Raw genomic sequence first — 13,645 nt, 5'->3', positions numbered from 1 at the left:
TCCACGCACTCGGTGAGTGCTGCACCGGTCCTTGGCCTTGCCACACCCTAACGCGTATTGCCGGTAGGTGTTCGGCATTGCCGACCGATGAACGGCAGTTTTCCGCCCAGGTGAAGCGGGCGTCAAGAGTTGACCAGGCCAATGAGCCGGATCGTTACCGGCCGGTGTGATCGAACAAATCGCGCCAATAAGTGATCATCAAACGCCAAAAACCACCCAAATGCCACTTTGGTGTGGCTCTTGGGTGGTCAAGGTGGAGCGATGAGGTCATGCCAAGGTCAGAACCGGCCCGCTCCGAGATCGCGCGAAACCGACCGCGCGCAGTCCCGTACGGACGCCACCAGGGACGCCCGCGGCTCCCCGGACTCCCCGCACACCCGCTCCACGGCCCCCGCGACGGCCACCGCGCCGACCGGCATCCGGCGGCGGTCGTGGATGGGGGCCGCCACCGAGGCGATCCCGTCCCAGGTCTCCTCGATGTCACTGGCCCAGCCCCGGGCCCGGATCAGACCCAGGACCTCCTCGAAGCCGGCGTCGTCGGTGACCGTGCGGGGCGTGAACGCCTCCCGCTCCACCTCCGTGACCTGCGTGTGCGCCACCGGGTCGTACGCGGACAGCACCTTGCCCAGGGCCGTGGAATGCAGCGGCTGCATGGCGCCCACCTCCAGCACCTGACGGCTGTCGTCGGGCCGGAACACGTGGTGCATGATCAGCACCCCGCTCTTGTGCAGCACCCCCACGTACACGCTCTCCCCGCTCGCACGGGCCAGATCGTCCGTCCAGACCAGGGCGCGCGCCCGCAGCTCGTGGACGTCCAGATAGCTGTTGCCCAGGCGCAGCAGCTCCGCGCCGAGCTGGTAGCGGCCCGAAGCCGGGTCCTGCTCCACGAAACCCTCGGCCTGCAGCGTGCGCAGGATCCCGTGCGCCGTTCCCTTGGCCAGGCCGAGGGAAGAGGCCACGTCCGAGAGCCCCAGCCGGCGCTCGCCGCCCGCCAGGAGTCGCAGCATCGCAGCGGCTCGTTCGAGCGACTGGATGTTCCGTGCCATCGCGCAGCCTCCTGCTGACGTAGTTCGACAATGCTGAACACTATCGGTCGATGCCGACTTTGTGCATGATGAGGGCGGAGTCCACCGATACGAGTGGCCCAGGACACCCCGGCCGGAAGTCGCCGCCCCCCGGGCACAGAATGCAGTCCGCCACGTGGGACGACCTCACCGGGGCCGGTCCCACACCGTTACCCTGGCCGCGTGCACCCTTGACACAGAGGGGGTGCAAAGCCGACAGCCGTCGCATCCCAGGGAGCTCAACCATGGCCTCGTTGCCGAACCCGCCCGCAGACACCCAGACCCGGGCCGATGCCCTCCGCCGGGCACTGGCGACCCGCGTGGTCGTCGCCGACGGAGCCATGGGAACCATGCTCCAGGCCCAGGACCCCACCCTGGAAGACTTCGAACAGCTCGAAGGCTGCAACGAGGTCCTCAACGTCACCCGCCCCGACATCGTGGCCAACGTGCACCGCGAGTACTTCGAGGCCGGCGTGGACTGCGTCGAGACCAACACCTTCGGCACCAACTACGCCGCACTCGCCGAGTACGACATCGCGGACCGCAACCACGAGCTGTCGGTCGCCGGCGCCCGCATCGCCCGCGAGATCGCCGACGAGTTCACCGCCTCCACCGGGCAGCAGCGCTGGGTCCTCGGCTCGATGGGCCCCGGCACCAAGCTCCCCACCCTGGGCCACATCGACTACGGAACCATCCGCGACGCCTACCAGATCAACGCCGAAGGCCTGATCACCGGCGGCGCCGACGCGCTCCTCGTGGAAACCACCCAGGACCTGCTGCAGACCAAGTCCTCCATCGTCGGCGCCCGCCGCGCCATGGAGGCCCTCGGCGTGTCCGTCCCGCTGATCTGCTCCGTCACCGTGGAGACCACCGGCACGATGCTGCTCGGCTCGGAGATCGGCGCCGCGCTCACCGCGCTGGAGCCCCTGGGCATCGACATGATCGGCCTGAACTGCGCCACCGGCCCCGCCGAGATGAGCGAGCACCTGCGCTACCTCGCGCGCAACTCCCGCATCCCGCTCTCCTGCATGCCCAACGCGGGCCTGCCCGTCCTCGGCAAGAACGGCGCCCACTACCCGCTGTCCGCGAGCGAGCTCGCCGACGCCCAGGAAACCTTCGTCCGCGAGTACGGACTCTCCCTCGTCGGCGGCTGCTGCGGCACCACCCCCGAGCACCTGCGCCAGGTCGTCGAGCGCGTCCGCGGACTGAACCCGGCCGTCCGGGACCCGCGCCCCGAGCCCGGCGCGTCCTCCCTCTACCAGACCGTCCCCTTCCGCCAGGACATCTCGTACATGGCGATCGGCGAGCGCACCAACGCGAACGGATCGAAGAAGTTCCGCGAGGCCATGCTCGAAGCCCGCTGGGACGACTGCGTGGAGATGGTCCGCGACCAGATCCGCGAGGGCGCGCACATGCTCGACCTGTGCGTGGACTACGTCGGCCGCGACGGCGTCGCCGACATGAAGGAGCTGGCCGGACGCTTCGCGACCGCCTCCACCCTGCCCATCGTCCTGGACTCCACCGAGGTCCCCGTCCTGCGGGCCGGCCTGGAGAAGCTCGGCGGACGCGCCGTCATCAACTCCGTGAACTACGAGGACGGCGACGGCCCCGAGTCCCGCTTCGCGAAGGTCACCCGCCTCGCCCAGGAACACGGCGCCGCGCTCATCGCACTGACCATCGACGAGGAGGGCCAGGCCCGCACCGTCGAGCACAAGGTCGCCATCGCCGAGCGCCTCATCGACGACCTCACCGGGAACTGGGGCATCCTCGAGTCGGACATCCTCATCGACACCCTGACCTTCACGATCTGCACCGGCCAGGAAGAGTCCCGCAAGGACGGCATCGCCACGATCGAGTCGATCCGCGAACTCAAGCGCCGCCACCCCGACGTCCAGACCACCCTGGGCCTGTCCAACATCTCCTTCGGCCTCAACCCGGCCGCCCGCGTCCTGCTGAACTCCGTCTTCCTCGACGAGTGCGTCAAGGCCGGCCTCGACTCCGCGATCGTCCACGCCTCCAAGATCCTGCCGATCGCACGCTTCGACGAGGAGCAGGTGACCACCGCCCTCGACCTGATCTACGACCGGCGCGCCGAGGGCTACGACCCGCTGCAGAAGCTGATGGCCCTCTTCGAGGGCGTCAACACCAAGTCGATGAAGGCCGGCCGCGCCGAGGAGCTCCTCGCCCTGCCGCTGGACGAGCGCCTCCAGCGCCGCATCATCGACGGCGAGAAGAACGGCCTGGACGCCGACCTCGACGAGGCCCTCCAGACCCGCCCGGCCCTCGACATCGTCAACGACACCCTCCTGGAGGGCATGAAGGTCGTCGGCGAACTCTTCGGCTCCGGCCAGATGCAGCTCCCCTTCGTGCTCCAGTCCGCCGAGGTCATGAAGACCGCGGTGGCCCACCTGGAACCGCACATGGAGAAGAGCGACGACGAGGGCAAGGGCACCATCGTCCTGGCCACCGTCCGCGGCGACGTCCACGACATCGGCAAGAACCTCGTCGACATCATCCTCACCAACAACGGCTACAACGTCGTCAACATCGGCATCAAGCAGCCGGTCTCCGCGATCCTCGAAGCCGCACAGGAGCACAAGGCCGACGTCATCGGCATGTCCGGCCTGCTGGTGAAGTCCACGGTGATCATGAAGGAGAACCTGGAGGAGCTCAACCAGCGCAAGCTGGCAGCCGACTACCCGGTCATCCTCGGCGGCGCCGCCCTCACCCGCGCCTACGTCGAACAGGACCTCCACGAAATCTACGAGGGCGAAGTCCGCTACGCCCGCGACGCCTTCGAGGGCCTGCGCCTGATGGACGCCCTCATCGCCGTCAAGCGCGGAGTCCCCGGCGCCTCCCTCCCCGAACTCAAGCAGCGCCGCGTCGCCAAGCGCGCCACCCCTGCCCTCGTCGAGGAGACCGAAGAGCCCGGCGGCCGCTCCGACACCTCCACCGACAACCCCGTGCCCACCCCGCCCTTCTGGGGCACCCGCGTCGTCAAGGGCATCCCGCTCAAGGACTACGCCTCCTGGCTCGACGAAGGCGCCCTCTTCAAGGGCCAGTGGGGCCTCAAGCAGGCCCGCGCCGGCGGAGCCACCTACGAGGAACTCGTCGAGAGCGAGGGCCGCCCGCGCCTGCGCGGCCTCCTCGACAAGCTGCACACCGAGAACCTCCTCGAAGCAGCCGTCGTCTACGGATACTTCCCCTGCGTCTCCAAGGGCGAGGACCTGATCATCCTCGACGACGCCGGCAACGAGCGCACCCGCTTCACCTTCCCGCGCCAGCGCCGCGGCCGCCGCCTGTGCCTCGCCGACTTCTTCCGCCCCGAAGAATCAGGCGAAACCGACGTCGTCGGCCTCCAGGTCGTCACCGTCGGCTCCAGGATCGGCGAAGCGACCGCCAAGCTGTTCGAGTCCGACTCCTACCGCGACTACCTCGAGCTCCACGGCCTCTCCGTCCAGCTCGCCGAGGCCATGGCCGAGTACTGGCACGCCCGCGTCCGCGCCGAGCTCGGCTTCGGCGGCGAGGACCCCGCCAAGGTCGAGGACATGTTCGACCTGAAGTACCGCGGCGCCCGCTTCTCCCTCGGCTACGGCGCCTGCCCCGACCTGGAGGACCGCGCCAAGATCGCCGACCTCCTCCAGCCCGAGCGCATCGGCGTCCACCTCTCCGAGGAATTCCAGCTCCACCCCGAGCAGTCCACCGACGCCATCGTCATCCACCACCCCGAAGCGAAGTACTTCAACGCACGCTGAGGCGCGCCTCACCGCATGCCGAGACGCACTTCCACTCACGCTGAGGCGCACTTCCACGCACGCTGAGGCGTAATTCAACGCACATCGAGACGGACCGGCGTACACTAGTCGGTCCCATACAGGCCGGTCACCTGTTCCCCCGGGCACGCCCCCGGAGGTGAGGTGACCGGCCTTCTCGTCCCCAACGGACCCCCGGAAAGGTGCGCGCATGACGAGCACAGTCCCCGCCCCCGTCGCCCGTACGGCCGACGGACACGCCCTGCAGGCGGTGCTGCTCGACATGGACGGCACCCTCGTCGACACCGAGGGATTCTGGTGGGAGATCGAAGTCGGCGTCTTCGGCGAACTCGGCCACCGCCTCGACGAATCCTGGCGGGACATCGTCGTCGGCGGCCCCATGACCCGCAGCGCCGGCTTCCTCATCGAATCCACCGGCGCCGACATCGGCCTCGCCGAACTCACCGTCCTGCTCAACGAGCGCTTCGAAGCCCGCATCGCCGACGCCGTCCCCCTCATGCCCGGCGCCGAACGCCTCCTGAGCGAACTGGCCCGCCACAACGTCCCCACCGCCCTGGTCTCCGCCTCCCACCGGCGCGTCATCGACCAGGTCCTCCTCACCCTCGGCCGCGACCGCTTCACCATGACCGTCGCAGGCGACGAGGTCCCGCGCACCAAACCACACCCCGACCCCTACCTCCTCGCCGCCCACGCCCTCGGCGCCCACCCCTCCCGCTGCGCCGTCATCGAGGACACCGCCACCGGCGTCGCCGCCGCCGAAGCCGCCGGATGCAGGGTCGTCGCCATCCCCTCCGTGGGCCGGATCGCGCCCGCCCCCGGCCGCACCATCGTCGGCTCCCTCGAAGACGTCGACCTGCCCTTCCTGCGCTCCCTCATCACTCCGCTGAACTGACCGCGCACGCTCCGTACCGGACGATCCGCCCCAGGACCGAGGTCCCGCGGGCGGATCTCCCGCGCACTTCCCCGGAGGCCGAAATTCCATCCCTACCGGGGGAGTTGTCCCGGGTGACCTTTGTCACCCACAAAGCCCCCTTCGCACCACTGCGCGCCCTCCCGTGCCACCCCTTGTGTCCCCATTGATCAGCACCTGACCGAATCTGTGCACCGCCCCGCGCACACCCCGGGTCAACTCCCGCAACGGAGCGACAACACCCCCGATCCACACGGTTCAAGCCACCCCTCCGCAGGCCACTAATGTCGATCCGGGCACTGCGCCGCACCTCAGCCGTCCCGGACACACACCCCTGTTTCCGGAACCGCGTGGACCGATCGTCACACCACCGGCCCGATCGTTCCGCCCAGAACGGGCGACCGCCGCGATGCCCTCCACGCCAGCTTTGAACAAGTGCCGGGTCGAGGGAGTACTTCCAGCATGAACCGCAAGACCATGGCGCTGACGGCAGCCGCCGGACTGCTCACCCCCGCGCTGACCGCCTGCGGCAGCACCAGCGGCGCAGGAGCGGGATCCGGAGCGATCGTCGTCGGCACCACCGACCGGTTCGAGGCGGCCGACTACGCCCCCGCCCCGCTCGACCCCGCCTACGCCTACGACGCCGGCACCTGGAACATCCTCCGCCAGACCGTCCAGACCCTCATGCACACCCCGCGCGGCGGCGGCAAGCCCGTCCCCGAAGCAGCCACCGACTGCCGCTTCACCGACACCGGCAACGAGAGCTACCGCTGCATCCTGCGCCCCGGCCTCACCTTCGCCGACGGCAGCCCCCTCACCGCCCAGGACGTCAAGTTCTCCCTCGAGCGCGTCCTCGCCATCAAGGACGAGAACGGCCCCTCCTCGCTGCTCTCCACCATCGACACCGTCGAAGCCAAGGGCACCGACACCGTCGTCTTCCACCTGAAGACCGCCGACGCCACCTTCCCGTACAAACTCTCCACCCCCGCCGCCGGCATCGTCAGCTCCAAGAAGTACGACGCCAAAAAGCTCCGCGCGGGCTTCGCCGTCGACGGCTCAGGCCCCTACACCATGAAGGCCGAAGTCAAGGGCAACCGCCTCGTCCGCGCCGTCTTCAGCAAGAACCCCCACTACAAGGGCGATCTGAAGCTCCAGAACGACAAGGCCGAACTGCGCACCTTCGACGACGCCGACGCCGTGGTCAAGGCCCTGGAAAGCGGCACCGTCCACATGGTCTCCCGCACCCTGTCGCCCGCCCAGGTCACCGAGCTCTCCACCAATCCCCCCAAGGGCATCAAGCTCGTCCCCATGCCCGGCCTGGAGATCCGCTACCTCGGCTTCAACACCGACGCCCCCGGAGTCAAGGACAAGGCCGTACGCCAGGCCCTCGCCGCCGCCGTCGACCGCAACGCCCTCATCGCCAAGGTCTACGGCAAGTCCGCGCAGCCCCTGTACTCCCTGGTCCCCACCACCCTCAGCGGCCACGTCAACTCCTTCTTCAACAAGTACGGCGAAGCCAACACCGCCAAGGCCGCCGACCTGCTGAAGGCCGCCGGAATCAAAACCCCGGTCAAACTGACCCTCAACTACACCAACGACCACTACGGCGAAGCCACCGCCGCCGAGTTCGAAGCCCTCAAGAGCCAGCTGAACTCCACCCAGCTCTTCGACATCACCGTCCAGGGCACCGACTGGGCCGACTTCAGGCCCGCCCAGAAGAAGGGCGACTACGCCGCCTACGGGCTCGGCTGGTTCCCCGACTACCCCGACGCCGACAACTTCCTCGCCCCCTTCCTGGAGCAGGACAACTTCCTGGGCACGCCGTACGCCAACACCACGGTGCGCACCAAGCTCATCCCCGAATCGCGCCGCGCCGTCGACCGGGGCGTCGCAGGCCCCGCGATCGCGGAGATGCAGGACATCGTCGCCGAGGACGTACCCGTCCTGCCCCTGTGGCAGGGCAAGCAGTACGCCGCCGCACGCGACGGGATCACCGGAGTGGAGTGGTCGGTCAACGCCATCTCCGACCTCCAGCTGTGGGAACTCGGCCGCGGCGTCAGCGGCTGACACCCCGACACCAGGCCCCGCCCCAGCCCCCGGCCCGTGACCCCACCACGGGCCGGAACACCAGCCAGACAGAACCAGACGAGCCAGTGAGACTGAGAAGGACGTTCACGTGAAGACACGCAACCAGTGGTTGGCCGCCCCGCTCGGAGCAGCCACCGCCGCCGCGCTGCTCAGCGGTTGCGGTGCGACGGACGGCTCCACCGCCGGCAGCTCCAAGGGCGTCGTCATGGGCATATCCGACAAGGTGAAGGCCACCGACCCCGCCTCGGGCTACGACCCGGGCTCCTGGCTGCTCTTCAACAACGTCTTCCAGTCCCTGCTCAGCTTCCCCAAGGGCGGCACCACCCCCGAACCCGACGCCGCACAGTCCTGCGGGTTCGAGGCCGGCGCGAGCAAGACCTACGTGTGCACCCTGCGCGGCGGCCTGAAGTTCAGCAACGGCAACAGCCTCACCGCCAAGGACGTCAAGTACTCCTTCGAGCGCACCCTCAAGATCAACGACGAGAACGGCCCCGCCGTCATGCTCGCGTCGATCGGCTCCATCGACACCCCCGACGACAAGACCGTGGTCTTCCACCTCAAGACCCCCGACGCGACCTTCCCCAGCAAGATCGCATCCGGCGCCGGCTCCATCGTCGACCACACCGAGTACCCCGCGGACAAGCTCCGCACCGACGGCAAGGCCTTCGGCTCCGGCGTCTACAAGCTGGACTCGATCAACGACAAGAGCGCCGCCTTCTCCGTCAACGACACCTACAGCGGCAAGGCCAAGCCGAAGAACAGCGGCGTCACCATGAAGTTCTTCAACGAGGACCAGGCCGCCCTCAAGAAGGTCCTCGAAAGCGGAGACGTCGACTTCGCCTTCCGCGGCCTCGCCGCCAAGGACATCGCCGGCCTCGCCTCCCAGACCGGCGAACAGAAGGTCGAGGTCGTCCAGGGCGCCGGCGCCGAAGTCGAACACCTCGTCTTCAACACGAACGACCCCGTCGCCGGAAAGCTCCCCGTCCGCAAGGCCATCGCCTACCTCGTCGACCGGGAAGCCCTCGTACGCGAGGTCTACGAGGGCACCGCCACGCCGCTCTACTCCATCGTCCCGGCCGGCATCGCCTCCCACACCACCGCCTTCTTCGACCGCTACGGCGGCACCCCCCAGCCCGAGAAGGCCAAGGCCGCCCTCCGCGCCGCCGGCATCAAGGACAAGGTGAAGCTCACCCTGTACTCGACGCCCTCCCGCTACGGCCCCTCCACCGACGAGGAATTCCGGCTCATCGCCAAGCAGCTCAACGACAGCGGCCTCTTCGAAGCCGACGTCAAGTCCGTCGAGTACGAGCAGTACGAGAAGGACATCCTGGCCGGCAAGTACGGCGTCTACGTCAAGGGCTGGGTCCCCGACTACCCCGACGCCGACAACTTCACGCAGCCCTTCTTCGGCCCCGACAACGTGCTGCACAACAACTACGACAACAAGGAGATCACCGGGACGATCATCCCGTCGACCTCCGCGAAGTCCGACCGCGGCTCCGCCAGCAACGACTACGCCCGCCTCCAGGACATCGTCGCCGACGAGATCCCGCTCCTCCCGCTGTGGCAGGGCAAGCAGTACGCCGTCACCCGCCCCAACGTGACCGGCCTGCAGTGGTCCCTGGACGCCTCCACCGTCTTCCGCTTCTGGGAGATCAGCAAGGGCTGAGCCGCCCCCAGGGCAACCGCGACGACAACGGGCCCGCCTCCGCACCCGGCGGAAGCGGGCCCGAACCCGTACCTGCGACGACCCGCGCCCCGGCGACCCGAGCCGCCTACTGACCGGCCCCCGGACGCACCAGACCGCTCTCGTACGCGTACACCGCCGCCTGCACCCGGTCCCGCAGACCCAGCTTCGTCAGCACATGCCCCACATGCGTCTTCACCGTCGTCTCGCTCACGAACAGATCCGCCGCGATCTCCGCGTTCGACAACCCGCGGGCCACCAGCTTCAACACCTCGACCTCACGCTCCGTCAACGAAGCGATCATGTCCGGAACACTGTCCTCACCCGACGGCAGATGCCCCGCGTACTTGTCCAGCAACCGCCGCGTGATGCTCGGCGCCAGCATCGCCTCGCCACCCGCCACCACCCGGATCGCCTGCACCAGCTCCGCCGCCGGCGCATCCTTCAGCAAGAACCCACTGGCCCCCGCCCGCAGCGCCTCCACCACGTACTCGTCCAGATCGAACGTCGTCAGCACCAGCACCTTCGCCGGACCGTCCCGCCCCGGACCCGTGATCTGCCGCGTCGCCTCCACACCGTCCATCCGCGGCATCCGGATGTCCATCAGCACCACATCGGGCTGCAACGCCCGAACCTGGTCCAACGCCTGCAGACCGTCCCCGGCCTCACCGACCACCGCCACATCCTGCTCGGCCTCCAGGATCATCCGGAAACCGGTACGCAGCAGCGGCTGATCGTCGACCAGCAGTACGCGGATCGCCACAGGGTCTACCTCGCGTTCATCGGAACCATTCGGACCCCAACGGGGAACCCCGCCCATTCTGCCCTGACCCCCAAGATCAGGATTCGCCGCGGCCCGCGGACGGCAGCGCCAGCGGATACACCGGGGGAGTACCACCGAACTCCGGACACACCGCCTGATGATCACACCAGCCGCACAGCTTCGACTGCCGCGGCCGCCAGTCACCCGTCTCCGTCGCCTCCCGGATCGCCTCCCACAGCGCCAGCAGCTTGCGCTCCATCCGCTCCAGATCCTCGATCACCGGGTCGTACGTCACCACATCACCACTGCCCAGGTACACCAGCTGCAGCCGCCGCGGCACCACCCGCTTCAACCGCCACACCACCAGCGCGTAGAACTTCATCTGGAACAGCGCACCCTCGGCATACTCCGGCCGCGGCGCCTTCCCCGTCTTGTAATCGACGATCCGCACCTCACCCGTCGGCGCCACATCCACCCGGTCGATGATCCCGCGCAGCCGAAGCCCCGACTCCAGCTCCGTCTCCACGAAGAACTCCCGCTCCACCGGCTCCAGCCGCGTCGGGTCCTCCAACGTGAACCACCGGTCCACCAACGCCTCGGCCTCCGTCAGCCAGCGCGCCAGCCCCGCCCCCTCGTCACCCGCCGGGAACAGCTCCGTCAGCTCCGGCTTCGACTCCAGCAGACGGTCCCACTGCCCCGGGATCAACGCCTTCGCCCGCGGCGCCGTCCGCTCCTCCGCAGGATGATCGAAGAGACGCTCCAGCACCGCGTGCACCAACGTCCCCCGCGTCGCCGCCGCACTCGGCTTCTCCGGCAACTTGTCGATCACCCGGAACCGGTACAGCAACGGACACCGCATGAAATCACTCGCCCGCGAAGGCGACAGCGAAGAAGGAGCCACCGCCACCGCCTGAGCGGGCACGGGACTGGTCACTGCATCGTCCGGACCGCTGCCGGGGCTCGTCGTCATGGACAAAACCCTACGACCCGCCACCGACAGCACGCGCATACCATCGACGCCGACCCCCCTCGCACTGCATGATCGGAGCATCACACCGCGCAACAGCGCACCCCGGCACCACGGGAAAACCACACCGGAACCACCGGCGCACCACCCGACCGGACAGCAGCGAACGAAGGACAACCGTGGCAGACACCGACGAAACCGGCGAGCGCGCGGGCCGGCGCTCAGGACCGGGCGGCGGACTCCTCATGGGCCGCCCCTTCGGCGTGCCCGTCTACGTCTCGCCCAGCTGGTTCCTCGTCGCCGCCCTCATCACCTGGGTCTTCGGCGACCAGCTCGACCGCATCCTCCCCGACCTCGGCACCCTGCGCTACCTCGTGGCCCTCTTCTTCGCCGTCGCCTTCTACGCCTCGGTCCTCGTCCACGAACTCGCCCACACCATCGCCGCCCTCCGCTTCAAACTCCCCGTACGCCGCATCCAGCTCCAGTTCTTCGGCGGCGTCTCCGAGATCGAGAAGGAATCCGAAACCCCCGGCCGCGAATTCGTCCTCGCCTTCGTCGGCCCCCTCCTCTCCCTCCTCCTCGCCGGCGCCTTCTACCTCGGCATGAAGACCGTCGAACCCGCCAGCGTCCCCGGCGTCCTCCTCGCCGGCCTCATGATCTCCAACCTCCTCGTCGCCGCCTTCAACCTCCTCCCCGGCCTCCCCCTCGACGGCGGCCGCATGCTCCGCGCCGTCATCTGGGGCATCACCGGCAAACCCATGACCGGCACCATCGCCGCCGCCTGGGCCGGCCGCGCCCTCGCCGTCGCCGTCCTCCTCGGCCTGCCCCTCCTGAACTACACCGGGACCCTCGGCAACCGCACCGACGACATCGGCGGCATGGACACCGTCATGGACGCCCTCCTCGCCGCCATCCTCGCCGGCATCATCTGGACCGGCGCCGGCAACAGCCTCCGCGTCGCCCGCCTCCGCGAGCACCTCCCGGAACTCCACGCCCGCAAACTCACCCGCCGCGCCATCCCCGTCGAGAACGCCACCCCCCTCTCCGAAGCCCTCCGCCGCGCCAACGAAGCCGGCGCCCGCGCCCTCGTCATCGTCGACGGACTCGGAGACCCCACCGGCATCGTCCGCGAGAGCGCCATCGCCTCCGTCCCCGAACACCGCCGCCCCTGGGTCACGGCCGGCACCCTCGCCCAAGACCTCACCGACGGCATGAAGGTTTCAGCAGACCTCACCGGCGAAGAACTCCTCGACCACCTCCGCACCACCCCCGCCACCGAATACCTCGTCCTCCAGCCCGACGGCGCGATCTACGGAGTCCTCTCCACCCTCGACGTCGAAAAGGCCTTCGTGAAGGCCATGGCGCGGCCCCAGTCCTGAAGCCAATACACTGGTCACATGTCCGAACCGACCGGTGCCGCCCGCCGACGCGGGCCCTTCGAGGTCGGGGACCAGGTACAGCTCACCGACCCCAAGGGCCGCCACTACACGTTCACGCTCGAAGCCGGGAAGAATTTCCACACCCACAAGGGTTCCTTCCCGCACGACGAGCTGATCGGCTCCCCCGAGGGAAGCGTTGTCCGTACCACGGGCAACGTCGCCTACCTCGCGCTGCGTCCCCTGCTCCCCGACTATGTCCTGTCCATGCCCCGCGGTGCCGCCGTGGTCTACCCCAAGGACGCAGGCCAGATCCTGGCCTTCGCCGACATCTTCCCCGGCGCCCGCGTCGTGGAAGCAGGCGTCGGCTCCGGCTCCCTGAGCAGCTTCCTGCTGCGCGCCATCGGCGACCAGGGCATGCTCCACAGCTACGAGCGCCGCCCGGACTTCGCCGAGATCGCCACGGCCAACGTCGAACGCTACTTCGGCGGCCCGCACCCCGCGTGGCAGCTGACCGTCGGCGACCTCCAGGACAACCTGTCCGACACGGACGTCGACCGCGTGATCCTCGACATGCTCGCCCCCTGGGAATGCCTGGAGGCCGTCTCCAAGGCCCTGGTCCCCGGCGGCATCCTCTGCTGCTACGTGGCCACCACCACCCAGCTCTCCCGGACCGTCGAATCCATCCGCGAGTTCGGCTGCTACGCCGAACCGCAGCCCTGGGAATCGATGATCCGCAACTGGCACGTCGAGGGCCTGGCCGTCCGCCCCGACCACCGCATGATCGGCCACACCGGCTTCCTCGTCACCGCCCGCCGCCTCGCGGACGGCGTCGAGCCCCCCATGCGCCGCCGCCGCCCCTCCAAGGGCGCCTACGGCGAGGACTACGACGGCCCCGGCAGCCGCTCCGCCGTCAAGACCGCCGACACGGCCGAAGCCGCCGAAGCCGCCGAGACCGGCGACCGCGACTGAGCCGACCAGGCCCGGCCCGCCACCCGGCAGGCCACCCCGCCCCAC

9 protein-coding genes are annotated in these 13,645 nt (G+C 68.9%); 6 read left to right on the top strand and 3 right to left on the bottom strand.

Features of this window, described 5'->3' with window-relative positions; genetic code table 11:
- Positions 1 to 278 precede the first annotated feature (278 nt).
- Positions 279 to 1,046: an IclR family transcriptional regulator gene (locus OG247_RS10085; protein ID WP_327251917.1), complete on the bottom strand. Its 768-nt coding sequence runs from the start codon at positions 1,044 to 1,046 to the stop codon at positions 279 to 281.
- Positions 1,047 to 1,309: 263 nt separating this feature from the next.
- On the opposite strand from OG247_RS10085, the gene metH reads away from it, so the two are divergent.
- The 4 genes from metH (at position 1,310) to OG247_RS10065 (ending at position 9,504) form a co-directional block, all read left to right on the top strand.
- Positions 1,310 to 4,819: a methionine synthase gene (gene metH / locus OG247_RS10080; RefSeq protein ID WP_327251916.1), complete on the top strand. Its 3,510-nt coding sequence runs from the start codon at positions 1,310 to 1,312 to the stop codon at positions 4,817 to 4,819.
- A gap of 208 nt (positions 4,820 to 5,027) precedes the next feature.
- Positions 5,028 to 5,729 (top strand): HAD family hydrolase, encoded by a 702-nt coding sequence (locus tag OG247_RS10075; protein ID WP_327251915.1) that lies wholly within the window; start codon positions 5,028 to 5,030, stop codon positions 5,727 to 5,729.
- 480 nt (positions 5,730 to 6,209) lie between these two features.
- Positions 6,210 to 7,814 carry an ABC transporter substrate-binding protein gene (locus OG247_RS10070; RefSeq protein ID WP_327251914.1) on the top strand — a complete coding sequence of 535 codons (1,605 nt, stop codon included), beginning with the start codon at positions 6,210 to 6,212 and terminating at the stop codon, positions 7,812 to 7,814.
- A 109-nt stretch (positions 7,815 to 7,923) separates the two neighbouring features.
- On the top strand, positions 7,924 to 9,504 hold the full coding sequence (locus tag OG247_RS10065; protein ID WP_327251913.1) for an ABC transporter substrate-binding protein: 1,581 nt from the start codon (positions 7,924 to 7,926) through the stop codon (positions 9,502 to 9,504).
- 106 nt (positions 9,505 to 9,610) lie between these two features.
- Here the strand turns inward: OG247_RS10065 and OG247_RS10060 are convergent, their stop codons facing one another.
- Positions 9,611 to 10,285: a response regulator gene (locus OG247_RS10060; RefSeq protein ID WP_243334010.1), complete on the bottom strand. Its 675-nt coding sequence runs from the start codon at positions 10,283 to 10,285 to the stop codon at positions 9,611 to 9,613.
- 76 nt (positions 10,286 to 10,361) lie between these two features.
- A complete protein-coding gene (locus OG247_RS10055; RefSeq protein ID WP_327251912.1) occupies positions 10,362 to 11,255 on the bottom strand; it encodes a RecB family exonuclease in 894 nt (297 codons plus the stop codon).
- Positions 11,256 to 11,497: 242 nt separating this feature from the next.
- On the opposite strand from OG247_RS10055, the gene OG247_RS10050 reads away from it, so the two are divergent.
- Both OG247_RS10050 and OG247_RS10045 read left to right on the top strand, forming a co-directional pair.
- Positions 11,498 to 12,631 (top strand): site-2 protease family protein, encoded by a 1,134-nt coding sequence (locus OG247_RS10050; protein ID WP_388504255.1) that lies wholly within the window; start codon positions 11,498 to 11,500, stop codon positions 12,629 to 12,631.
- 18 nt (positions 12,632 to 12,649) lie between these two features.
- Positions 12,650 to 13,600, top strand: coding sequence for a tRNA (adenine-N1)-methyltransferase (locus OG247_RS10045; protein ID WP_327251910.1), 951 nt, complete (start codon positions 12,650 to 12,652; stop codon positions 13,598 to 13,600).
- The last annotated feature ends 45 nt before the right edge of the window (positions 13,601 to 13,645 follow it).

The sequence above is a fragment of the Streptomyces sp. NBC_01244 genome (assembly GCF_035987325.1).
Lineage (GTDB): Bacteria > Actinomycetota > Actinomycetes > Streptomycetales > Streptomycetaceae > Streptomyces.
This window is presented reverse-complemented; position numbering and strand designations above follow the sequence as displayed.

Bases quoted from the DNA above. Each gene is read 5' to 3' on its own strand.
- OG247_RS10085 (WP_327251917.1), bottom strand. From the start codon at position 1,046: ATGGCACGGAACATCCAGTCGCTCGAACGAGCCGCTGCGATGCTGCGA.
- metH (WP_327251916.1), top strand. From the start codon at position 1,310: ATGGCCTCGTTGCCGAACCCGCCCGCAGACACCCAGACCCGGGCCGAT.
- OG247_RS10075 (WP_327251915.1), top strand. From the start codon at position 5,028: ATGACGAGCACAGTCCCCGCCCCCGTCGCCCGTACGGCCGACGGACAC.
- OG247_RS10070 (WP_327251914.1), top strand. From the start codon at position 6,210: ATGAACCGCAAGACCATGGCGCTGACGGCAGCCGCCGGACTGCTCACC.
- OG247_RS10055 (WP_327251912.1), bottom strand. From the start codon at position 11,255: ATGACGACGAGCCCCGGCAGCGGTCCGGACGATGCAGTGACCAGTCCC.
- OG247_RS10050 (WP_388504255.1), top strand. From the start codon at position 11,498: ATGGGCCGCCCCTTCGGCGTGCCCGTCTACGTCTCGCCCAGCTGGTTC.
- OG247_RS10045 (WP_327251910.1), top strand. From the start codon at position 12,650: ATGTCCGAACCGACCGGTGCCGCCCGCCGACGCGGGCCCTTCGAGGTC.